Source organism: Methylomonas sp. 2F7 (genome assembly GCF_057126975.1).
In genome coordinates, this window is record NZ_CP195203.1 from 275,848 (window position 1) to 298,547 (window position 22,700).

Genomic DNA, 22,700 nt, shown 5'->3' on the forward strand with positions numbered 1-22,700 from the left:
AATGAAAATGGCTCAAGATGCCGACAATCTTATCTGGATCGATCTGGAAATGACAGGCTTAGATCCTGATAACGATCTGATCATCGAAATCGCCACGGTAGTGACCGACAAAAATCTGCAAATCCTGGCCGAAGGGCCGGTGATGGCGGTGCATCAATCCGACGCGGCGTTGGCGGCAATGGACGACTGGAACCAGCAGCATCATGGTCAATCCGGCCTGATTCAGCGGGTCAAAGACTCCAAAATCGATGCTGCCGAAGCGGAGGCTCGCACCATCGCGTTTTTGCAGCAATGGGTGCCCGCCAAAACCTCGCCGATATGCGGTAACAGCATTTGTCAGGATAGGCGGTTTTTGTATCGCTACATGCCCAAATTAGAAGCGTTTTTCCACTACCGTAACCTGGATGTGTCTACCGTGAAAGAATTGGCCGCGCGCTGGGCGCCGCAGTTGAAGGACGGCTTCAACAAGCAGGCCTCGCACAAAGCCTTGGACGACATTATCGAGTCCATCGAAGAACTGCGGTACTACCGGGAAACGTTCTTTAAATTCTGATGTTGCAATTGTTCGCGGTCGCACTGGGCGGCGCCATCGGCTCCATGTTGCGCTATCTGGCCTCCAGCGGGGTGTATTTGTGGCTGGGTAGGGGCTTTCCTTACGGTACGTTGACTGTAAATTTGCTCGGCTCGTTTCTGATCGGGCTGATGACTGAAGCACTGATCCTGCAAAGGCTTGCGATAGCGTTGGAATACCGGACCGCGATTATCGTCGGAGTGATGGGCGGCTTTACCACCTTTTCCAGCTTTTCCCTGGAAACTTTCTATTTGCTGGAACAAGGTCAAATCAGCAAGGCCGGGCTAAATATTGTCGCCAGCGTGTTTGGGTGTCTGTTGGCCGTATGGGCCGGTCTGGCGCTAGGCAAAGGGTTATTTTTCTATTCGCAAGGTACATTCCGCCTGTTCGATTGGCCGTTTCCTTATGCCTTGACGCTGGTTAATGGCATCGGCGCGTTTTTGATCGGCATCGTCGCCACGGTGTTGATGCACAAACTGTCCGTTTCAATAGAATACCGGGCTATTTTAGTGACCGTGCTGATTGGTTTATTCATCACCCTGTCCGGCTTATATTTAATTCTCTACCTGCTGGAAAGCGGCCATTCCTTTGAATCGCATATGGGGGCAATGCTGACCGTTTTTTTGAGTAATGTCGTTTTTTGCACTGCTGCGCTTTGGCTTGGCTTGTGGCTGGGCAAGCAGGTATAGCCGCCGTTTTCTCTCTTTCTTCAATTCAGGATATTCATCACCATGCTAGACCCCCGTTTATTTCGAAGCGACCTGGAACTGGTTTTACAACAATTGCAAAGACGCGGTTTTCAATTCGATGCCGCTGCCTATCAAGCCCTGGAAGACCGGCGTAAAGAGGTTCAGGTCAAAACCCAGGAGCTGCAAAACGAACGCAACACCCGTTCTAAAGCCATCGGCCAAGCTAAGGCCAAGGGCGAAGACGTGCAACCCCTGCTGGATCAAGTCGCGGATTTGGGCGATCAACTGAAAGCCGCAGAATCTGAGTTGAACGACATTCAAAACCAATTGAGTGTCCTAATGGAAGGCATTCCCAATATTCTCGACGAAGCGGTGCCGGCCGGTAAAAGCGATGCGGACAATCAGGAAGTCAGCCGTTGGGGTGAGCCTCGGCAGTTTGCGTTTACCCCAAAAGACCACGTCGATTTGGGCGAGCCATTGGGCATGAATTTCGAACTGGGCGCCAAGATTGCCAGCGCCCGTTTCGTGGTATTGGCCGGCAAACTGGCCACTTTGCAGCGCGCAATTATTCAACTGATGCTGAATACGCATATCAACGAACATGGTTATCAGGAAACCTATGTACCGTTTTTGGCTAATGCCGACAGTTTGCGCGGTACTGGCCAATTACCCAAGTTCGAAGCAGATCTGTTCACGGTCCAAAACGATCCGACGTTTTATTTGATCCCGACCGCCGAAGTGCCGGTCACCAACATCGTCCGCGATGTGATTGTCGAAGCCAAGCAAATGCCGTTGAAATTCGTTTGTCATTCACCGTGTTTTCGCAGCGAAGCCGGCGCATACGGCAGCGATGTACGAGGCATGATTCGTCAGCATCAATTCGAGAAAGTTGAGTTGGTGCAAATCGTCACGCCGGAGCAATCGGCGCAAGCGCATGAAGAATTGACCGCCCATGCCGAAACCATTCTGAAAAAGCTGAACCTGCCGTACCGTAAGGTGCTGCTGTGCGCGGGCGACACCGGCTTTTCATCGTCCAAAACCTACGATTTGGAAGTCTGGTTGCCCGGCCAGCAAAAATACCGCGAAATTTCTTCATGCAGTAACTTCAAGGATTTCCAGGCGCGTCGTTTACAAGCGCGCTGGCGCAATCCGGAAACCGGCAAACCTGAGTTGGTGCATACCTTAAACGGCTCGGGATTGGCTGCCGGACGGACCTTAATCGCGGTGATGGAAAATTATCAAAACGAAGACGGTTCGATCACCGTGCCGGAAGCTTTGCGGCCTTATCTGGGTGGTCTTGAGAAGATTCAATAACTTACAGCCAGTCGGGGCTTTGGCGGCGGTGAAATAGTTTGGATGCGAAACTATCATCGGGTATCATCGCCGCCGAGGCCGCTAAATCAGCCAAAATCAATAGTTTGCCGGTTTAGACGCCGCCTCGAAAATTAGAAAATTATAATGAGGGGGTAACATGAGTGAAGCAAACGAAGTACAAGGACCATCTTTATATGAACGTATCGGCGGCGAAGCGGCAGTCAACGCGGCGGTCGATGTGTTCTACGGCAAAGTGCTAGGGGATTATCGAATCAACCGCTTTTTTGAAAGAACCGACATGGCTAAACAAGCCGAGCATTTAAAAACCTTTATGACGGTGGCTTTCGGCGGCCCCAACAACTACACCGGACGTTCCTTGCGCGACGGCCACGCACGCTTGGTAAAAATGGGTTTGAACGACTCCCATTACGATGCCGTCATGGAACATCTGGGCGCAACCATGCAAGAGCTGAATGTGCCTGCCGAACTCATCGCGGAAGCTGCGGCACTGGTAGAAAGCGTTAGAGGCGAAGTGCTGGGTAAATAAAATTGGTTCCGCTACCTGGTCGCCTGCGCAAATCGGGTAGCGGCTTCTCCTGCTAGATATTCAGTTTGAATTGCGTGGTTAGTTTTTGTAAGTTTTCCGCCAGCTGATTCAACTGGTGGGCTTCAGAGGTAGTCTGATTCGCCCCGTTACTGGTGTGTTCCGATAAATTGGTAATGTGGACGATATTCCGATTGATTTCCTCGGTCACGGCCGTTTGTTCTTCGGCCGCGCTGGCAATTTGCAGGTTCATCGCGTCGATGGTTTCCACCGATTGGCTGATCGCTTCCAGGGATTGCATCGCCTCCCGAGATTTCTCCACACCTATATGAGCTTGCGTACGGCTTTGCTGCATCACAGCGACCGCCTCGCGCGATCCGGCCTGTAATTCACCTATCATGTTTTCGATTACTGCAGTTGATTCTTGGGTACGGCTTGCCAGGCTGCGAACTTCATCGGCCACTACCGCAAAACCGCGTCCGTGTTCGCCGGCGCGGGCGGCTTCAATGGCGGCGTTCAAGGCCAATAAGTTGGTTTGTTCAGCGATACTTTTAATCACGTCCACCAAGGAGCCTATGGATTCGCTGCTTTTTTCCAGACTTTGAATCACATTGGCGGCGCCTTCGATGTCTTTAGCCAATTGGCTGATCGATATTGTGGCGCTTGCCACTATGCTTTGACCGTTTTTTGTCTGCTCGTTAGCGGTGCTGGCCGCCTGGGCCGCCGTATTGGTGGTGGAGGCAACGTCCTGGATCGTAGCGCTCATCTCGTTGACCGCGGTCGCGACCGAGGTGGTTTCTTCGCGTTGCCGGTCGAGATGAATCGCACTTTGGCTGGCAACTGTGTAGACTTTTTGCGCCGACGTATGCAATTCGGCACTGGTATGAATGATTTCCCTCAGCAAAGCCGAACTGGTGTCTATCATGGCGTTGAAGTTTTCGGCAATCTCCCGCATTTCATCGTTGGCATCGATATGTACTCTCGCGCTCAGGTCGTTTTGGGCAACGCGTTTAGTCGCGATGTTAATTGCGGTTATGTTGCGACTGACCGACTTGGTCAAGCCCAGCAATAACACAATGACCACCAACAACACCCCGAGTAGTCCGGCCAGCGTAAATTGTAAAAATCGGTCAGCCGCCGCGCTGCGGGTGCGAAAAAGCAGGTCGAGTTCCGCTATCAGTCCGGTGTAAAGTTGGTAAGACTGGGTGATGGCTTGGGTGGAGGTTTCGAATACTGTATCGCTACCAACAGAAATGGTTTCGCTTTCGACCAATTGCTGGCGTAATAAACCGAGCATGGTTTGTAAGGCTGTTTGGTAGTTTTCATTGGTGCCGCGCAAATTTCGCGACACCTCGGGATTTTCCGCAAACGCCACGGCCAAGCCTTCATCCACCTTGCGGGCATGGGTTTCTATATTGGCGATTAAGATTAACAACTTGGTCAATGTTTGCGGCGTGTAGCTGCCCTTGGCTGCGATGCCGGAGGCCAGAGCCCGCGCTTGCCCCATCACTTCGATTAATTCGGGCAAATCGGACGTTAGTACGAATCCCATATGAAAACTATCGAGCTTGGGGTCGAGGATGATGCCGGATGTATTCGAAATATGGTTTAGTAGCTTCAAACCATCGGCAATCAACACGTTATGAGCGGTTATCGCTGCACTTAACTCTTGATCCTGGGAATGTGTTTTGATGTCGTTCCATTGTTGGCTGAGCTTAGCGAGCATGCTGTCGGTTTGCAAGGCGTCATGCAGTTCGCGGTCGGTTTTTTCAAGTTCCGCAAAATAGCCATCGATTTCTTCGCGTTTACTAGTGATGCGTTCCTTAAATTGGGTCGCGCCGTTGCGAAACGCGCTGGTCATGCCCCGATGCTGTTGAATGTGCTCGATTGGTTTTCTGAGGGCGGCGATGTAACTTAGGCCATGGCGTTCTCGCTCCAAGGAGTCGATTTCCGTCTGAAATTGCCTGACCAAGGTGCCTGCCATGAACAGCATGGGGATCAGCACGATGCTGAATAGCAGCGCAAATTTTGCGGGATAGCGGAGCCTATCCATCAAAGCGATTGCGGGCGAAATAACAAAATCCATAGTTAAGATCCTGGCGATGTTGTTGAGGCGCGTTTGCAGGCAACTATAGTTGTTTTATGTTTTTTGGAAAGTATCTAGTAAATTTAATCGGCGGCTTAGCGCGGCGGTGAGCTTGTTAAGCAGTTTTATGTTCTACAGGCGGGCAATCAGCAGGATCGCCGCCGAAATGATTAAACAGCTTCCCGCCAGCCAAGTGCCTGGACGGGACGGTTTTTTCGAAACTCGCAGCATGATGAGGATTGTCAGGGAAATCAGTAAGGCCGGATACGCTATCATGAACGCTAACGCCGGTAGCGCGGTGTTTGGACCGGCTTCTTCAAGCGTGTAATAGCTGAAACAGCCTAAACCGGGTAGCGCTAGGATCAGTGCCAAACTCAATAATTTATGACAGAACGCGTTCACGGTATAAAGCCTACCTTGGTTGTGTTGCGAAAAGTGTATAACTTGCCGGTAAGCCCTTAATCATGACTGGCCTGAAGTAGTGCTTCTATAGGGTGGGAAAATTTGCCTAAAGCCTGATTTATTGGATTATGATGCACTGAAACTCGCAAGATGGCGGTCCTTGTGAGCGTCTAACCCGCTTTGAGGAGTAGTTATGCAATACGATTCCGGTGTTTGCCAAACATTGGTAGCTTTCAGTTTGGGTTTTTGGCTATTGCCGTGCGCTGCGGCGGAACTCACTCGAGAAGGTGTTATCGCGATTATAGCTGAAGCCGGCAGTCAGCGGCCGAACTTGATCAAGAAAGACCTGTCGGGTTTGGATTTATCCGGGATCGATTTCAATAAAGCCGACTTGTTTTCCAGCAATCTTGACGGTGCAAAGCTAACGGCGGCTAGGTTGGTAGGTGTCAATCTGAATCTTGCGCAGATGCGTAATGCGAATTTGCAGAATGCCAATTTATCCTATGCCAGCTTATATGGCGTGCTGATGGATTATGCCGACTTATCGGGCGCGGACCTGAGCCGCAGTCGTGTGACCGGATCGCTGAACAATGTTAATTTCGCGGGCGCCAAATTAGCACAGGCCAATTTAGGTCCCAATTCCGCGAGTCCGCGGCAACTGCGCGATAAGCTGGAAATCAACAATGCGATACTGAACGATGCGGATTTGAGCGGCGCTAATTTTAATTATGCGCTGATGAGCAATACATCGCTCCGCCATGCCAATTTAAGCGGCGGTCAGTTTATCTGGGCGGACTTGTCCGGTGCTAATTTAGACGGTGCGACCATTTCCGGCGCGGATTTTAGAAGTGCCAACTTTGATGACGCAAATTTGAGTAATGTGAAAGGGGCCGATACAGCCCTGGGCTTTAAAAAATGAGTTTAAATTCGCCGGTCCGGCAGGACAGGCTAAGTTCAAACAAACGCCCATTAAGACATTGCTGCGATCATTTCGCCGGGTGTCGATAATGACAACGCCGACAAAGCGGGCAGCGGATAGAAGCCCACGCAATCACTATCGGCAAAATGCGCGTCATCGGCAAAAACTATGTTCAATTGCGATGTCAGTCTGTTGGGTACACGATACCAAGGCATTAAACCGGCTGGTTGAGAATAGACTGAGCCCGTTGCTTTAAAATCCAGCTTGCCTTGCTCGTTACAATACGCCATTTGCGTGTAAGCATTGGCAATAAAATTCAGTCGTTTCCAGCCGCGCAGTTTGGCATGCCAGCGCGACTGGTCTTGCTTGCGGTTTTCCAGAAACGCCGCGTAATTGCTTCCCGATAAAACCGATTCCACTTCATACGCAAAAGTCAGCGCCTGGCTGAAAGTCCATTCGCCAGGAAGACCGGCATTCACCAACGTAAAATTAAGCTTGGAATCGTGATGAATCAGGCTGCGCCGTCTTAGCCATGTCAATAATTCGTCCCGGTCTGGAGCGTTAAGAATCTCATCCAAGGTGTCGTCTGCACCCAATGGCACATAGCCGAGTGCAACGCTCAAGAGATGGAGTTCTTGTTTGCCCAATACCGCGACTGCCGCCTTGCCCAGACTTTTAACGTAACGCAGTACCTGCAAAGATTCCGGCCCTTGATTGACAAGATTGCCGGCAAACCATACCCGGTCTTCCAACGGATCGAAGCCGATAGTCGTCAGAAGTTGCATCAGTCTTTGGTAATCGCCGTTTACGCTGCCGATGGCATAGGTGGTCATAGGTATTTAAATTCCAAAGCCATGTCTGAACAAATGCCCGGCCATGACCGGAAGGTCAGCGCAACGCCGGGAGATTTCCATCTTATCGTTAAACGCTATCAATTTTGATGCCATCAGTCTTGGCGCCGGATTTCTGGAGATGATGATCCTGCCAACTCACTGATTATTCGTTGGAAACAGATGAAAAGTCGGCAATAGGGTGTTGGGACTTAACTGGGGAAATCTGGTTCGTTCCCCGCCAAATCCGCAGTTTTGCGTGTGAAATGTAAAGTAATCGACACGTTTTTCAGCGCTGATGAACAAAGCCAATTATCCCCGCTGGCGATACTGAGAACGCCGTTATATTCGACAAGTCGGGAAGGAATTTACTATATGTAAAATCTATTGAAGCTATAAAAACAATCAATTTTATTTGTTGCAGGGGTTTGTTCACAATGGTCCCCAAGCTGGATCGGTTGAATTTCCAATCAGATTTCCAGTGATTTATTAACCCAGTCGGAAAATACTGTTCTTACCGAACGGAGTGTCAATAGCAGATACGGCCGGGTTCATAACAATTATTACCAGGAGACTTATCATGAAAACCTTAAACACCATCCAAGTTGCTATCGTCCTTACTGCCGCTCTTGTTTCGACAAGTGTTCAAGCACAGGGTGATCGCATCGCCTCCGGCGGCTTTTTAAATAGTTGGGTTGCTGAAGTGGTTTACGACAATCCCGCGCACAATCGCGGCATACATAGTTATCCCAATCCGCTTGCGCCTGTTGTGGTAGCGGAAAAAGATATGATTTATGTCGATAAGGCCTATGGACAAGCTATTTACAGCTATCCCAGAAATACAAAATGAGCTCAACTCTTGGCGGACGCCTTCGGGCGTTCCGCTTGTATCGACCGAATAAGCCCGTCGCCGCCATTCTCGTGAAAGTGGGGATCCAAGATTACCGTTGGGTTCCCATCTGCGCGGGAGCGACGATAATTAAGGGTCGGATTAACAGATTCTTGCCTATCCGGGAACCAAGGCTTTAGGGGCGTCTAAGGGCATGGTTGATAATCTTGAAAAGGTTCAAACCAGCTGATTGGAATACGCGCTTACAAAGCCCTTACTAATAGCACCGGCATCCACGGGCTTACCAATAATAGAAAGCCGGTAAACCAGATATCGAAAGTAGGGCGCAAGGCCGGAGCTTCGAGTTGGTCTGCCGACGGATTGCTGGGGGCGAATATTAATACCAAAGCGACCAACAGCATCAGCGGCGGCGCGAACAAAAATCCGAGCAATATTCCCCAGGCCGAAGAGCCGATGTCGCGGCAGCGTTTTATCATGGCGGATACACCGAATAAGCCGCATGCCAAGGCGATAATCAGGTAAAACGGCACGGCATATTCGTCGGACGACCCGCTGGTCGTTATCTGATGCGCATACAAGGGCAGCGCCAAAGCATTCAGTAAAGCTGGCAGCCCTAAAGCTATATATCGAGAGCGGTCGTAACGCAGCATGGTTCTGTGTATTCCCTAAATTAGCAGTTAACGGGATCGTCTAGGTTAGCTCAGCGGCTGGCGATTGCCAATTTTTGCGTGTTTTTTGATGATCCCGGCACGAGGATTAGGGATTGTTTTAGTGGCTTTATTGGTTACTGCTATGGCCACGACCACTGCTGATACACTTACAGCTAACCCGCTATGAATCCGGCCCTTCAATATCGTCGCCTGCGTCTTCGCGGGAATCACGATTCCAGGGAATTTAAGCCCCGGGTTAATAAACGTACCGCAATTCAGTCGCAATTCGGCAGGCAAATACGCAATGATCAAAAAAATTGATGTAGCCGACCTGAAGCCCAAGATGTTCATCCACGACATCAACTGTCCGTGGATAAACCACCCGTTTTTGCGCAACAGCTTTTTGATCGAATCCGCTCAAGACATCGAAAAAATCGCCGCCTACGGCATTCGCCAGGTCTACATCGACACCGCACTCGGCCCAGATATTCCGGAAGCTCCGACCATGCATGAAGTAAACCGGCAGCTAGACGAGCATATGCAGCATTTGGGGCGCACGCTTAAGCGCGTGCCGCCGCCGCTGGTAAGCGTCGAAAAGGAACGGGTTAAAGCCAAGCAAGTCTGCCGCGAAGCCAATCGCATCGTACACAACGTCCTACAGGATTGTCGCTTGGGTAAGCAGGTTCAATTGGAGCAGGTTGAACCGGTGGTTTCCGGCATCATCGAGTCGATTTTTCGGAACCCGGATGCCATTGTCAGTCTGCTCAGAATCAAGCAGGCCGATAAATATACTTTTCAGCATTCCGTTGCGGTGGGCACGCTGCTGATTAGCTTTTGCAGAGCCTTGGATATAGACCGCAAACTCATCGAACAGGTCGGCCTTGGCGGTTTGTTGCACGACATCGGCAAAATGCAGGTGCCGAATAACATCCTCAATAAACCTGGAAAGCTGACGGAAAGCGAATTTGAGATCATGAAGAAGCATGTAAGCTACGGCTGCCAGGTGTTGGAGAAAACGCCGGGTCTTTCACCCATTACCTTAAGTGTCGCGGCTGAGCATCACGAGTGTTTTGACGGCAGCGGTTATCCATTGGGTTTGAAGGGCGATGAAATCAGCCTGTATGGGCAGATGGCATCGGTGGTGGATGTGTACGATGCGCTGACCTCCACGCGTATCTATCACACCGGCATCGAACCCACGGAAGTGTTAAGAAAATTGCTGGAATGGAGTGACCACCATTTCAATCTGACACTGGTACATCAATTTATCCGCAGCATCGGCATTTACCCGGTCGGCACCTTGGTGCGACTGGAGAGCGGCTATCTGGCCGTCGTAGTGGAACAACATCATGAAAACCTGCTGCATCCCAGGGTAAGGGTGGTATTCAATGCCCGGACTCGCTGCTACACACCTCCCGCAGATTTCGATCTGTCCAAACCCGATTGCCATGACCGCATCACTTCGTTTGAGGTACCCGCGAAGTGCGGGGTCGATCCTCAGCGCTATTTATAGTTACGGTTCAGATAAGCCAAAAATTTGATGGAGGGCTTGAGCCAAGCTGAAGTTGCCGTCTGATTTTATGACGCTGTATTGAGCTACTTTCGTCAGCTCAATACAGGTTAGATAGTCGATTTAAAAAGCAAAATCAGTTTATTCGGCTTCTTTGGCTATGGGGTCACCTGATTCATCGACTGGCTGCACAAATTCAAACAGTTTGGAGCCGGTGGTGATGACTTCTACATTACCTTGAAAACCACTGCGCGCAGCAACATTTTTGCAGAACGTTCTTTTGATAAAACCGGTTGTACATTTATTGGTGCCGTTGCTCAGGTCGTCGGCTATGGTCCAACCGTCCGGACAAATAATCGTGGGAATATCAAACGTTTTGCATACCGGTTTTGGTGTCGTGCCGCCGCCGGTCGGCTGGGCATGGGAAATGGCGCTGGCGACGAACAAAATTGCGGTTACGATGGATAATTGTGACGTTTTCATGTGATACCTCTTCGATGATTTAATGGATCAAGCTCCCTGGGGTTCGGGGTGGCATGAATAATCCCTTTCGAAGAGGAGATTAAGATTTACGCTCGGACTTTTATATTAACTATTCCATCTGATCCGGCGTGATTAATTAACAGCTATTTTCTGCGCTATTGAGCGTGCTTGAGTGCTTGTTAGGCTAAGTAAAATCTCGCTGCCAATCGTTTATGTTCCGGCATATCTGGGCCAATCCATCGCTGAGTGCCGCCGGGCCGGGTTGTAAAATATCACAAGACTTAATCTCGTATACCCGCTGTTGTTGTATAGCGGGGATGCTATCCCAACCAGGGCGAGCAGCTAGATGATCCGGGCGGAATTTTTTGCCGCACCAAGAGCCGATGATAATATCCGGCGCGCGGCGCACGACTTCCTGGGGATCAGCAATGATGCGTTGTTTGGCGGAATGTTCGGTGGACAATTCGGCAAAACAGTCCTCGCCACCGGCGATGCCAATCAACTCCGATACCCAGCGAATGCCGGAAATCATCGGCTCGTCCCATTCTTCAAAATACACCTTCGGCCGTTTGGCAAACCTTAGGCTGTGTTGGCGGGTTGTTTCCAGTTGCTGCCGGTATTGCGCCACTAGCACAGCGGCCTTTTCCGGAGCGCCGACCATAGCTCCCAGCAAGCCAATCATTCGCAAAATGCCGTCCACCGAGCGTTGGTTAAAAACGTGTACTTCTACGCCGGCCCGGATTAAATCCGCGGCGATGTCGGCCTGCAAATTGGAAAATCCGAGCACCAAATCCGGTTGCAGCGCCAGAATTTTATCGATTTTGGCGCTGGTAAATGCCGAGACTTTGGGTTTTTCCTTGCGAGCCTGTGCCGGCCTGACGGTATAGCCGGAGATACCAACGATGCGCGCTTGCTCGCCTAACAAATACAAGGTTTCGGTGGTTTCGTCGGTTAAACAGACGATGCGTTCAGGGTAATCCATTTGGCAATCCAAATTAGGTAATCAGAGGCGTTAACTCAGTTTGCTGCGGACAATAAAAACCGCCCAACAGCGTGTAGCCGGTAGGCGGCTTTTAGGTCCAGAGCGGTTTGGTCTTAGTTGGCTTCGATCAGACTAGGATCGTAATCTTCCGGCGCATCAAAACCCAACAGATTTAAAACGGTTGCCGCTACATTGGATAGACCGGCTTTCGGTAAATCCTGGCGCAATGTGTAACCTGGGTTTTCTCCGGAGATCAACACAAACGGCACCGGGTTTAAGGTGTGGGAGGTTTTGGCTTTAGCGCGGCCTTCGGCATTGCGCGTGACATTGCCTTTCTTGTCGAGCTCGTACATTTCGTCGGCGTTGCCGTGGTCGGCGGTGATAATTGCCGTGCCGTTCATTTCCAGAATCACCGGAATCAAACGCGCCAGTTGCAAATCCAGACCTTGCATCGCGGTTACCGCCGCTTCGAAATTGCCGGTATGGCCGACCATGTCGCCGTTGGCGTAATTAACCCGCAGGTATTTGTATTTGCCGCTACGCACCGCGTCTATCAGCGCGTCGGTTATTTCGGCGCACTTCATCCATGGTCGCTGTTCAAACGGCACCACGTCGCTGGGGATTTCGACATAAGTTTCGGAAGCCTCGTCGAATTTACCGGAGCGGTTACCGTTCCAGAAATAAGTCACATGACCAAATTTTTGAGTTTCGCTGATCGCATATTGGCTGATACCGTTTTTGGCTAAATATTCGCCTAGAGTGCGGTCGATGGTCGGTGGCTCCACCAGAAAGCGCGGGGGTAATTTGGTATCGCCGTCGTACTGCATCATGCCGGCGTAAGTTACTTTCGGTAACGGGCCGCGCTCGAATGGGCTGAATTGCTCTTCGATGAAGGCGCGGGAGATTTCGATAGACCGGTCGCCGCGGAAGTTGAAAAACACCACCGCATCGCCGTCAATGATAGTGCCTAGCGGTTTGCCGTCTTTGGCAATAACGAAACCGGGCAAATCCTGGTCGATGACGTTGGCTTCGGTGCGGAAGGTTTCAATTGCTTCGTGGGCGCTGGCAAATTGTCTGCCCAAACCCAGCACGTGAATATCCCAGCCGCGCTTGACCATGCTCCAGTCCGCTTCGTAGCGGTCCATGGTGATTTGCATGCGACCGCCGCCGGAAGCAATCGCCACGTCAAATTCCGCGCTGCGTAAGCCTTCCAGATAAACCTCGAACGGATCGACGTAATCCAATGCAGAAGTCTCGCCGACATCGCGACCATCAAGCAGAATATGCAGGCGCACTTTGGCTACGCCTTCTTGCTTTGCCTGTTCGATCATCGCTTTCAGATGGTCGATATGCGAATGCACATTGCCGTCTGAGAACAGACCTAAGAAATGCAAAGTGCCGCCTCGTTTGGCGGTGGCGACCACGTCGTGCCAGGCTTGGCCTTGCCAGAGGTGGCCGCTGCTGATGGATTCGGCGACCAATTTGGCGCCTTGGGCAAACACCCGGCCCGCACCGAAGGCATTGTGGCCGACTTCGCTATTGCCCATGTCTTCGTCGCTGGGCATACCGACGGCGGTACCGTGCGCCAGCAGTTTTATCATTGGATAGCTGGCCATGTAACGGTCCAGATTAGGTGTGCGCGCGGCTTTCACTGCATCGCCGTCTTCGCGCGGCGAAATGCCCACGCCGTCCAGCACGATGGTAACGACAGGACCGGGGGAGGCGGGAAAACGGGAAGATTTTGCTAATTTCATGGTGTTATTCAATGGGTGGTACTTTGGAAGTTAAAGGAAATGGGGTCAGATCAACAGCGGAAATGGCGCTTGCGCGATGACAAAGCTGAACATCATACCTGATCGGCAAGGTCCAACAGCACGTCCTCATAAATCTCGTTTAAATCCAGCGTAATGTTCAAGCCGGCTAGCGGCAGACGGTCGCCGATGTTGGAAAAACTATGCAACAACCAGCCTTGCGCGGTGCGCTCGAAACAGTCGACAGCTTGGCTTTGGCTGTCGATCAGCCAATAATGTTCTAGGCTGTCCAGTTGGCGGTAGGCGGCGAATTTGGCGCCGCGATCAAACGCTTCGGTGGAAGGTGACAATACTTCGGCGATGAATAGCGGATGCTGTTTGAACAGGCGGTTGTCGCGGTCTTTGGCTTCGCAGGTTACCAGTACATCGGGGTAAAAGAACGCGTTGGCCTGGGCGACATTGACTTTCATGTCGGAGATATAGGTGCGGCAGGGAGTGTCTTTCAGATGTTGTTTAAGTAGAAAGAACAGATTCCCGGCGATTGAAACATGCGCATCGCTGGCACCGACCATCGCCCAAACCTCGCCGTCGAGATATTCATGTTTGATTTGCGCCGAGGCCTCGCCTTGCAGGTAGTCTTCCGCGCTTAGTTTTAATTTTTCTGCCAGAGCCATCGCTGATTTGTCTTGGATATATAAAACGATTCTAACGGTTGCCGGGTAAATGTGGAACCCTCGCGCCAAGTATTTCGCTAGGAATTTTGCTAAGCAAAACGTCTTCGCTTGCTTGGGCTGTATATAAGATTTTTCAAAAAATAAGACCTCAACGTGTCTCAGTCTTAAACACCCGATATTTGCGCAGCTAAACCTCCAAGCCCAGCATGGATTTCTATAGGCGATACGCCAAAAAGCTAGCAAATAACTGATTGCGATTGAACATAGCTCATCCTTTCGAACGAAACCCGCTGATGAGGGAGCAGTGTCTTCGATTACCCAATCAGGTAACCATCCCGAAATAGGTAATCGCTTTATGAAAAATCTTTCAACGCTTTATTTTGCCGGCAAGTGTAATTTTATCTGCCCAAATGAACCATACGTCCCTTTTTTGGAATCAACCAGCGGGAAAGGCAACGCTATCAAGTTGTACTTCCCGCTAAGTTGATTAGATAACTTTATGGTCTGGTCGATAACAATAACAATTTTTGGAGAGAACAATGAACAAAACTGCTTTGCTCACGACAGTGTTTACAAGTCTTGCCGCTTTTATAGAGCCGGCCGCAGCAAAAAGTGTCACGTTGTTGCCTGTCGTTTGCAGCCAAGGTACCCCGACAGCGGCAGTCTTTCAAAAGCAAGGGGCTCTGTTCAGTAATTTGGGCTTTAATGGCGGAAGTGTTGGTGTTCCCGGAATATGGCATACCACGATCACCGATAACCAAACTACTCTCCTTCTGGATTTCACAGATACCAATGAGCGGCCGGCGCCATCGATTTTTTTGGCTAGTGTAACCCTACCAAAAGGAACGCATTTGCTAACGTATCACTCGGAAAACTTGAACACTGGCGAAACGTGCGACTTTTTGATCAATTCAAAGGTTTAGTCTGTCTGGCGGCTGCCGACAGGCGAGACGCCGAAATACAGACAAGAAATCAATATCCATAGAATCCATCAAGCCAAACTAAACAGGCAAGGCTGTTGGGAGGATCTTATTCGGCGGAATACGGTAAACCGGTTCCGTCGAATGGGCTGCACCAAACAAATCGGCCATGTGTTTGCGGGCCGACTATCTAACTTAAGAAACCAACTTTTCCAAAACACTGCGCGTACAATTTAAGCCATCACATTGTTTGTCTGGATTGCTTAAATCTTCAAGAGGTGCCGCCATGACCATACCCCAACCGCAAAACCCGCTTGAGCAGTTGCAGGAAAATTGCCGCTATTTCGAATATACGCAAGCCGCCGATCCAATCGGTTCAGGAACGATTTCCAAACTGCCGTTCGCCAATTTCGGCAGCGAATTGCATCAAACCGGCGGCACCCGGATTATCCCGCTGGATGTCAGCGCGCAATTAAATTGTCCCGGCCCGGCTACCAGTCCGGCGTTGTGCGCAAACTTTGTCAGAATTCTGGCTGGCGAGTCGCTGGCGACTAATTTCAATGCCACCTCACTGTTGTTTTTCGTGATGTACGGTAGCGGCCATACCGCATTCGATGACCTGACTATCCCCTGGCAAACCGGCGATTTTGTGGTGCTGCCGATAGGCAAGGACACCCGACATTTTGCCGACAGCGATGCGGCTTTTTATCTGGTGCACGACCAGCCCTTGTTGACTTACCTGGGCGTCAAAGCCGAAACACAATGCTTTAAACCGACGCTGTATACCGCAGCCGATTCTCTTCGCGAGTTGGCGGCGGTGCAAAAAGCAGCGGAGGCGGTGAATCGCAACCGCATCAGCATCTTGCTGGCCAACAAAGCCATGGACCAAACCCTGACTGTCACCCACACGCTGTGGGCGATGCTGGGCGTGTTGCCCAAGGGCGCGGTGCAATTGCCGCATCGGCACCAATCGGTGGCCTTGGATTTGATTCTGGATTGCGCGCCGGGTTGTTACACCCTGGTCGGGCCGCAGATTTCGGCTAACGGCCAGATCGTCAATCCCACCCGCGTCGATTGGCAACCCTATTCAGCCTTCATTACCCCGCCCGGCTACTGGCACGCGCATTACAACGAGTCGGATAAAGAGGCGCATTTGATTCCGCTACAGGACGCCGGATTGCAGACCTATTTGCGCAGTTTGGATATTAAATTCGTGTTGCCGGATGGGAGTGTTTCGCGGTGAGTTTATGAACCGCAAGGTTCGCGAACGATGCAGTGCACGTTGTTTACCCTACCCTACGGGCTATCCTTCGTATTGGGCTGGAATTGATGGAAATTTATTATGAAGTTGAGTAGTTTGAAAATGTGCCGCAATGCCGGTTGGATATCACGACTTATTATCTTAACCATAGCTGTTGTTACGTCTGGAGGAGTTCTCTCCGGGTGCCACCCTTGTTCAATTCCTGGCGCGTGCGAAGCGCCAAGCGCTACAGAAATTGTTGCGTTTATAGGTGGGGATGGGGCGATATATTTCGATATTCCAGCCCGCAAAAACTATAAGCGTGCCGAGCTCACAGATATCAATATCCTTAGGGTAGATGTAGGGGAGTTTGCAATTCCTTACTGGGGTATGTCGAAGCCAGATTACACGGATCAAGGCAAACTGGCGACGGAGGAGCTGGATCTGCCATGGCCGTTGCGCTACGGGCACGAGGGAGTATTAACAGATAGGCAGCGGCCTAGGTCAGTTGAGAACGGCAACTACCGGATAGATGGAGAGGTAAGGCTATATGACGAAAAAGGGAAAGAATTTTTCAAATTATTTGGTCGCTTTCGTTATGAAAATGGAGCCGTGAGTGATTACTCTACTGAATGAGCCTATATCGTGCCGATTAACGATGGCGTAATCGTACGAAAGTCGCTTTACATTTTAAGGCTGAATGCTGTCAAGCCAGGTAGGTCAGGGTGCGCGCTAGCGTTCCCTGACAATTTTGCTCCGATTTGTCACGTAACCGCTATCGCGTCAACGTGACCTACAAAATTTTGGTTTACTAAAAATTCAAAGGGCCGTGGGTCAGATTAATGCAGTGTAATCGGACGCATGATAACCTTCGTTCCTCCAATTACGCTACGCCAATCGGAGCCACCTTCCTAAACTTTCGCCCCTAGCCTCGCCAACAACTTCTCCAAAAACACCACCTTATCCTCCATATCCTTGAAGGTTTGGGTAAAGCGTAATTTGTCCGCGCCATCGAATTTATACACCTGCGATTGGCTTTGAATCATCAGGATCAACTCGCCGGTATCGATCTGCGGGGTGGCGGTAAAGACGATGCGGCCGCCGGTGGCGTGGGCTTCGATTTTGCGGATGCCCAGATGCGCGGCCTGTTGTTTCAGTTCGGTGATCGCGAACAAGGCTTTGACTTGATCCGGCAATAGACCGAAGCGGTCTATCATTTCGATTTTTAATTTGCGCAAATCGTCTTCGGTTTCGGCGCTGGCGATGCGTTTGTACAACACCAGACGGGCGTGGATGTCTGGCAAGTAGTCTTCCGGGATCAGAGCGGCGATTTGCAAATCCACTTCCGGGCCGGTATCCAGCGGCGCCTCCAGTTCCGGTTGTTTGCCGGATTTCAAGGCTTTCACCGCGCGTTCCAGCAACTCGGTATACATAGTAAAGCCGATTTCCTGAATCTGGCCGCTTTGCTCGTCGCCCAGCAATTCGCCGGCACCGCGGATTTCCATGTCATGCGAAGACAGCATGAAGCCGGCGCCCAGTTCGCCGGAGGTCTCGAAGGCTTCCAGGCGTTTGATGGCGTCCTTGGTCATTAAGGATTTAGGCGGCACGATGCAATAGGCATAGGCGCGGTGATGCGATCGGCCCACCCGGCCGCGCAACTGATGCAATTGCGCCAGACCCAGCTTGTCGGCGCGGTTGATGACGATGGTGTTGGCGCTGGGGATGTCGATGCCGCTCTCGATGATGGTGCTGGCAATCAGAATATTGAAACGCTGGTGGTAAAAATCCAGCATGATCTGCTCCAGCTCGCGTTCGGCCATCTGGCCGTGGGCGATCTGAATCCGCGCTTCCGGCACCAGTTCGCTCAGCTCGCGCATCATTTTCTCCATGCTCTTCACGTCGTTGTGCAAGAAAAACACCTGCCCGCCGCGTTTTATTTCCCGTTGGCAGGCTTCCTGCACTTGCGAGTCTATCCATTCGGTGACGAAGGTTTTGATGGCGTGACGGTTCGGCGGTGGCGTGGCGATGATGGAAATATCGCGCAGGCCGGCCATGGCCATGTTCAAGGTGCGCGGAATTGGCGTCGCGGTCAGGGTCAGCAAATCCAGTTCGTGACGCAGTTTTTTGAAATGTTCTTTTTGGGTGACGCCAAAGCGGTGTTCTTCGTCAATTATCACCAAGCCCAGGGCTTTGTAGCGCATCTCTTTGGATAACAGCTTGTGGGTGCCGATGACGATGTCGACTTTGCCGTCGGCCAAGTCGTCGGCGATGGCTTTTTGCTGTTTGGGCGTGACGAAGCGCGAGGTGACTTCGATACGCACCGGCCAGTCGGCGAAGCGGTCGCGGAAATTTTGATAATGCTGCTGGGCGAGCAGGGTGGTCGGCACCAGCACCGCGACCTGCTTGCCGCTTTGCACTGCCACAAAGGCCGCGCGCATCGCGACCTCGGTTTTGCCGAAACCGACGTCGCCGCACACCACGCGATCCATCGGCTGAGTGGCGGCCATGTCTTGCAGGATGGCTTCGATGGCGCTGAGCTGATCCGGGGTTTCCTCGAACGGGAAGGCGGCGGCGAAAGCGTTGTAATCGCTGTTGTCGATGATAAACGCAAAGCCTTCGCGGGCGGCGCGTTTGGCGTGGATGTCCAGCAATTCGGCGGCGACGTCGCGGGCGCGCTCCATGGCTTTTTTCTTGGCCTTGCTCCATTGATCGGTGCCTAAACGATGCAGCGGGGCGTTTTCGGCGCTGACGCCGCTGTAACGACCGATCATGTGCAAGGACGATACCGGCACATAAATCTTGTCGTTATTGGCGTATTCCAACATCAAAAACTCGGCATCGATGCCGCCGACGTTAAGGATCTGCAAACCCAGGTAACGACCGACGCCATGTTCCTGATGCACCACCGGCGAACCGATGCTCAGCTCGTCGAGGTTGTTGAAAATGTTTTCCAGCGCCCGCGCCGCCGATTTTTGCCGGCGTCGGCGTTGTTGGACTTTTTCGCCGCTGAGCTGGCTTTCAGTGATGATGGCTAGCTTCTGATTCTCTAGCCAAAGCCCATGATCCATCGGTGCGACGACGATGCACGGTGAATGATCGGTTTGCAGAAACTCAGGCCAGCTTTGCACTTGTTTGGCGGCGAGTTTGACGCTTTTTAGTTTGTCGATCAGGCCTTCGCGGTGGCCGGCGGTTTCGGCGACGAACAGGATCTTGCCGTCAAAGCCTTCGATGAACTGGCGCAGGCGTTGCGCGGGTTCTTTTAAACGGCTATCGATAGCCACATCCGGTAGCAGCTTGCAGTCGAATGAGTGGGCGGCTTCCGCCTGATTGTCCAGCACCACGCGGCTGAAACTATCGGTGTGTTGCTGGATTTCCTCGGCTGACAAAAATAGGCGCGTCGGCGGCAACAAGGGCCGGTCGGTATCGTATTTGCGTTGCTGATAGCGTTCGTCGGCTTCGCTGTAAAAGCGCTGGGCGTTTTCCGCAAACTGGGCAGGTAGCACAAACAAAGCGGATTTCGGTAAATAGGCAAACAACGATTCGGTGCGTTCGACGAACAGCGGCAAGTAATATTCGATGCCGGCCGGGGCGATTTGCTTGGAAACGTCGAGGTACAGATTGTTCTTCGGTGAGGCCTCCGGGAATTGCTCGCGGAAGGCTTGGCGGAAGCGTTTGATGGCTTCGTCGGTAAACGGAAACTCGCGGGCCGGAAACAACTCGACTTTTTGCATTTTGTCTTGTGACATCTGCGTGTCGGGGTCGAAGCTGCGGATCGATTCCACGTCATCATCGAACAACTCGATGCGGTAGGGCTGTTTGGAACCCATCGGAAACAAGTCCAGAATCGAGCCGCGCACGGCGAATTCGCCGTGTTGATAGACTTGCGACACGCATTGATAGCCCACCGCTTCCAACTTGGCGCGGGTGACTTCCAGGCTTAAAGTGCCGCCGACTTCGATGGCAAAGCTGTGTGCCAGAATATGCTCGCGCGGCGCCAGCCGGTGCATGAGCGTCGCCACTGACAGGATCAACGCGCCGCGTTTGGTGTCGGGCAGCAGCGCTAAAGTGCGCAAGCGCTCGGAGATAATCTCCGGCAACGGCGAGAATACATCGTAGGGCAAGGTTTCCCAATCCGGAAAATGCAGAATCGGCAGGCTGTTGTCTAAAAAGAACGCCAGCTCGTGTTCCAGGCGCAACGCGGTTTGCGTGTCCGGCGTGACGATGACCAGCAGGCGTTTTTCCTGGGTAATTGTTTGGGCCAGCGTCAGGGAGTCGCCGCAACCGTTCAGGCCGCTCCAGAATACCGTGGTGGGTTGCTGCGGCAATGCCGCGGCGGGTATTGGCGGTAAGGACATTAGTTTGAAATCAGATTTTTGAAGCGCTCAATTATAATCAGTAAGGTCAGGCTTGGACTAAGCATCCGCGCTTTGTCACTGGCCGGCGTTGGGAATGCTTTTGCCGCAATTTCGCGGCCTAAAACCTATGCTCAGCTGTTTGGGATTTAAATGCTTAAATTTTTCTGCTGCAATTCGATTTCCTGCATATACCGCTGGAGGTTGTTTTCGAACACCTGCGGGATATGGGTGAATTTGCAGCCTATGCGATGTTGATAGGTTGTGGCGTTGGCTCGAACATTGGTCACGCTTTTAATCACAAAGCCTACGTGGGCCCTGCTGCCATCGTGCAAATACAAGGCGCATTCGTCTATGACGGTATCGGGCACTAAAAAGTCAGCAATTTTTGTGTCGGGATTCAAAAACGAAAATCCGGAAATACTGATGTCGGCCACGCTGAACACTTTGGTTTGCGTATCGACTTCGCCCGCTTCATTTTCTGTGGCAAGGTTGAGTTCGCAGGTACTGTTTTTATGTGACAGCGGCACTTTAACCCGATAATACTGGCGGCGTTGCATCCAGAATATAGCGTCCGGGATAGGCATCGCAAAAACCGGGTGGCCGTCGCTTTGCGACTTTTTGATCGCTTTGCCGCGGAATGAAACTTTAATACCTTCGTATTCGGTGCGGAACAGCACTTTCGCTGAGCCCAGCAGCTGCTTATTCAGTAATTCGGTCGGCGCAACATCTAGTGTAATCAGATTGGCTTTTTGATCGAGATCGATGATGGTGGTCAAAAATGATTGGTTATGTTCGCCAAAATGCGCGGAGATAATGCATTTCTTTTTGATTAGATCGCTCAAGTGGCCAAAAATCAGTCTGGCGCTTCTAACAAGATAGTCGGATTCTTTTTCCATTAAATTACTAAATTTTGCGGATAGGTGACAGCACTGCTGTAAAATACCGCAGATTATAGTGCATAGGAAAGGAGTTTTGATGGGTTGGTTGCTATTGTTCGCCGCGGGTTGCTCGGAAATCGTGTTTGCGATTAGTCTTAAATACAATGACGGGTTTACCAAGCTATGGCCGAGCGTAGTAACCGGCGTGTCGGGGGCGGGCAGTTTTTACCTGTTAATGCTGGCGATCAGAACCTTGCCCCTGGGTACGGCCTATGCGGTGTGGACCGGCATGGGGGCAGTGGGTGTCGCGATAATCGGGATTTTTCTGTTTAAGGAGTCGGCGGACTGGTTCCGCTTGGCGTCTATCCTGTTAATCATCGTCGGCATCGTCGGTTTGAAGCTGACGCATGTGGAATAATGCTGCACTTGCTGTCGCAATTGCCGTTGCAAGCGGCGGTCATCGAGCGCATTGGCAGTGGTGATGATGTTGTCTTGATGGATGGCGCGGTATGTGCCGCGCGGGCCGGGCATATTGCTAATGATTTGTTGCGGCAATTGCTGAATCGGTCGTGTCGGATTTATGCATTGCAAGAGATGTTATTGGTTCACGGCGTCGAGCCGCTACTGTTGTTGTCAGGCGTGGAATCAGTCGATTATGCGGGCTTGGTCGAGCTGACCGTGCGGAATCCGGTAATTCATTCGTGGAATTGATTGTCGGCGGCGTTGCGTTGCCAACCAGTGACGATGGTTTTTTGCGCGATGCCGGGCAATGGAATCGACAAGTCGCGGATGAGTTGGCCCGCCTTGAGTCCATCGAAATTAGCGACGCACACTGGGAAATCCTGCTGTACATTCGCGACTACTATCGACAATTCCAGCACTTGCCCAATGCTCGGATGTTTGTGGCGGCTATTCGCAAACAATTTGGTGAAGACAAGGGTAACAGCCGCTATCTGCAAAAACTGTTTCCGCAAGGGCCGTTGAAATACGCCTGTAAAATCGCCGGCTTGCCTAAGCCGCCCACCTGTTTATAAAAATGTTTTCAAGAGAGT

23 protein-coding genes are annotated in these 22,700 nt (G+C 51.5%); 13 read left to right on the forward strand and 10 right to left on the reverse strand.

The genetic code is table 11. The features are described 5' to 3' along the window. The first annotated feature begins 7 nt into the window (after nucleotides 1-7). From orn to ACR64Q_RS01300, 4 genes are all read left to right on the forward strand, one after another. Complete coding sequence (gene orn / locus ACR64Q_RS01285) at nucleotides 8-553, forward strand: oligoribonuclease (RefSeq protein WP_036277782.1); 546 nt, start codon at nucleotides 8-10, stop codon at nucleotides 551-553. After that, nucleotides 553-1,260, forward strand: coding sequence for a fluoride efflux transporter CrcB (gene crcB / locus ACR64Q_RS01290; RefSeq protein ID WP_026603222.1), 708 nt, complete (start codon nucleotides 553-555; stop codon nucleotides 1,258-1,260). Before orn ends, crcB begins: the two co-directional genes overlap by 1 nt. A gap of 42 nt (nucleotides 1,261-1,302) precedes the next feature. Then, nucleotides 1,303-2,574, forward strand: a complete 1,272-nt coding sequence (gene serS / locus ACR64Q_RS01295; protein WP_313733334.1) for a serine--tRNA ligase — start codon at nucleotides 1,303-1,305, stop codon at nucleotides 2,572-2,574. 157 nt (nucleotides 2,575-2,731) lie between these two features. Next, on the forward strand, nucleotides 2,732-3,121 hold the full coding sequence (locus ACR64Q_RS01300) for a group I truncated hemoglobin (RefSeq protein ID WP_026603224.1): 390 nt from the start codon (nucleotides 2,732-2,734) through the stop codon (nucleotides 3,119-3,121). A gap of 52 nt (nucleotides 3,122-3,173) precedes the next feature. Here ACR64Q_RS01300 and ACR64Q_RS01305 read toward each other — a convergent pair whose 3' ends face one another. Both ACR64Q_RS01305 and ACR64Q_RS01310 read right to left on the reverse strand, forming a co-directional pair. Next, the gene (locus tag ACR64Q_RS01305; protein WP_313733335.1) at nucleotides 3,174-5,204 is read right to left on the reverse strand and encodes a methyl-accepting chemotaxis protein; all 2,031 of its coding nucleotides are present in this window, start codon (nucleotides 5,202-5,204) and stop codon (nucleotides 3,174-3,176) included. Nucleotides 5,205-5,336: 132 nt separating this feature from the next. Next, entirely contained in the window at nucleotides 5,337-5,606 is a 270-nt protein-coding gene (locus ACR64Q_RS01310; protein ID WP_036276149.1) for a hypothetical protein, read from the reverse strand. Between the two features lie 193 nt (nucleotides 5,607-5,799). Here ACR64Q_RS01310 and ACR64Q_RS01315 point away from each other — a divergent pair, with 193 nt between their 5' ends. Then, entirely contained in the window at nucleotides 5,800-6,525 is a 726-nt protein-coding gene (locus ACR64Q_RS01315) for a pentapeptide repeat-containing protein (RefSeq protein ID WP_313733336.1), read from the forward strand. A gap of 50 nt (nucleotides 6,526-6,575) precedes the next feature. Here ACR64Q_RS01315 and ACR64Q_RS01320 read toward each other — a convergent pair whose 3' ends face one another. After that, on the reverse strand, nucleotides 6,576-7,358 hold the full coding sequence (locus tag ACR64Q_RS01320) for a symmetrical bis(5'-nucleosyl)-tetraphosphatase (RefSeq protein ID WP_313733337.1): 783 nt from the start codon (nucleotides 7,356-7,358) through the stop codon (nucleotides 6,576-6,578). 577 nt (nucleotides 7,359-7,935) lie between these two features. Between ACR64Q_RS01320 and ACR64Q_RS01325 the strand changes: the two genes are divergently transcribed. After that, nucleotides 7,936-8,205 carry a hypothetical protein gene (locus ACR64Q_RS01325; RefSeq protein ID WP_020483470.1) on the forward strand — a complete coding sequence of 90 codons (270 nt, stop codon included), beginning with the start codon at nucleotides 7,936-7,938 and terminating at the stop codon, nucleotides 8,203-8,205. Between the two features lie 242 nt (nucleotides 8,206-8,447). Here ACR64Q_RS01325 and ACR64Q_RS01330 read toward each other — a convergent pair whose 3' ends face one another. Then, nucleotides 8,448-8,855 (reverse strand): DUF805 domain-containing protein, encoded by a 408-nt coding sequence (locus ACR64Q_RS01330; RefSeq protein ID WP_026603229.1) that lies wholly within the window; start codon nucleotides 8,853-8,855, stop codon nucleotides 8,448-8,450. A gap of 304 nt (nucleotides 8,856-9,159) precedes the next feature. Between ACR64Q_RS01330 and ACR64Q_RS01335 the strand changes: the two genes are divergently transcribed. Continuing rightward, nucleotides 9,160-10,368 (forward strand): cyclic di-GMP phosphodiesterase, encoded by a 1,209-nt coding sequence (locus tag ACR64Q_RS01335; protein ID WP_313733339.1) that lies wholly within the window; start codon nucleotides 9,160-9,162, stop codon nucleotides 10,366-10,368. A 138-nt stretch (nucleotides 10,369-10,506) separates the two neighbouring features. On the opposite strand, the gene ACR64Q_RS01340 is transcribed toward ACR64Q_RS01335, so the two are convergent. From ACR64Q_RS01340 to ACR64Q_RS01355, 4 genes are all read right to left on the reverse strand, one after another. Further along, the gene (locus tag ACR64Q_RS01340; protein WP_313733340.1) at nucleotides 10,507-10,848 is read right to left on the reverse strand and encodes a hypothetical protein; all 342 of its coding nucleotides are present in this window, start codon (nucleotides 10,846-10,848) and stop codon (nucleotides 10,507-10,509) included. Between the two features lie 184 nt (nucleotides 10,849-11,032). Beyond that, entirely contained in the window at nucleotides 11,033-11,830 is a 798-nt protein-coding gene (locus ACR64Q_RS01345) for a cobalamin-binding protein (RefSeq protein ID WP_313733341.1), read from the reverse strand. Between the two features lie 113 nt (nucleotides 11,831-11,943). Continuing rightward, a complete protein-coding gene (gene gpmI / locus ACR64Q_RS01350; protein WP_313733342.1) occupies nucleotides 11,944-13,584 on the reverse strand; it encodes a 2,3-bisphosphoglycerate-independent phosphoglycerate mutase in 1,641 nt (546 codons plus the stop codon). 92 nt (nucleotides 13,585-13,676) lie between these two features. After that, nucleotides 13,677-14,255 carry a Uma2 family endonuclease gene (locus ACR64Q_RS01355; RefSeq protein ID WP_313733343.1) on the reverse strand — a complete coding sequence of 193 codons (579 nt, stop codon included), beginning with the start codon at nucleotides 14,253-14,255 and terminating at the stop codon, nucleotides 13,677-13,679. Nucleotides 14,256-14,794: 539 nt separating this feature from the next. On the opposite strand from ACR64Q_RS01355, the gene ACR64Q_RS01360 reads away from it, so the two are divergent. The 3 genes from ACR64Q_RS01360 (at nucleotide 14,795) to ACR64Q_RS01370 (ending at nucleotide 17,051) form a co-directional block, all read left to right on the forward strand. After that, the gene (locus ACR64Q_RS01360; protein ID WP_313733344.1) at nucleotides 14,795-15,178 is read left to right on the forward strand and encodes a hypothetical protein; all 384 of its coding nucleotides are present in this window, start codon (nucleotides 14,795-14,797) and stop codon (nucleotides 15,176-15,178) included. Between the two features lie 283 nt (nucleotides 15,179-15,461). Continuing rightward, nucleotides 15,462-16,418 carry a cupin domain-containing protein gene (locus ACR64Q_RS01365; protein ID WP_313733345.1) on the forward strand — a complete coding sequence of 319 codons (957 nt, stop codon included), beginning with the start codon at nucleotides 15,462-15,464 and terminating at the stop codon, nucleotides 16,416-16,418. Nucleotides 16,419-16,517: 99 nt separating this feature from the next. After that, complete coding sequence (locus ACR64Q_RS01370; RefSeq protein WP_313733346.1) at nucleotides 16,518-17,051, forward strand: hypothetical protein; 534 nt, start codon at nucleotides 16,518-16,520, stop codon at nucleotides 17,049-17,051. A gap of 275 nt (nucleotides 17,052-17,326) precedes the next feature. Here ACR64Q_RS01370 and mfd read toward each other — a convergent pair whose 3' ends face one another. Together mfd and ACR64Q_RS01380 are read right to left on the reverse strand one after the other, a co-directional pair. Beyond that, the gene (gene mfd, locus ACR64Q_RS01375) at nucleotides 17,327-20,770 is read right to left on the reverse strand and encodes a transcription-repair coupling factor (RefSeq protein ID WP_313733347.1); all 3,444 of its coding nucleotides are present in this window, start codon (nucleotides 20,768-20,770) and stop codon (nucleotides 17,327-17,329) included. A 146-nt stretch (nucleotides 20,771-20,916) separates the two neighbouring features. After that, nucleotides 20,917-21,666: a flagellar brake protein gene (locus ACR64Q_RS01380; protein WP_020483457.1), complete on the reverse strand. Its 750-nt coding sequence runs from the start codon at nucleotides 21,664-21,666 to the stop codon at nucleotides 20,917-20,919. 79 nt (nucleotides 21,667-21,745) lie between these two features. Between ACR64Q_RS01380 and ACR64Q_RS01385 the strand changes: the two genes are divergently transcribed. From ACR64Q_RS01385 to ACR64Q_RS01395, 3 genes are read left to right on the forward strand one after another with little or no spacing between them, the layout of a single operon-like run. Next, the gene (locus ACR64Q_RS01385) at nucleotides 21,746-22,066 is read left to right on the forward strand and encodes a DMT family transporter (protein WP_020483456.1); all 321 of its coding nucleotides are present in this window, start codon (nucleotides 21,746-21,748) and stop codon (nucleotides 22,064-22,066) included. Continuing rightward, nucleotides 22,066-22,359: a DsrH/TusB family sulfur relay protein gene (locus ACR64Q_RS01390; protein WP_313733348.1), complete on the forward strand. Its 294-nt coding sequence runs from the start codon at nucleotides 22,066-22,068 to the stop codon at nucleotides 22,357-22,359. The genes ACR64Q_RS01385 and ACR64Q_RS01390 overlap by 1 nt, the downstream gene beginning before the upstream one ends. Further along, entirely contained in the window at nucleotides 22,350-22,682 is a 333-nt protein-coding gene (locus tag ACR64Q_RS01395) for a TusE/DsrC/DsvC family sulfur relay protein (RefSeq protein ID WP_313733349.1), read from the forward strand. Before ACR64Q_RS01390 ends, ACR64Q_RS01395 begins: the two co-directional genes overlap by 10 nt. Nucleotides 22,683-22,700 lie beyond the last annotated feature (18 nt).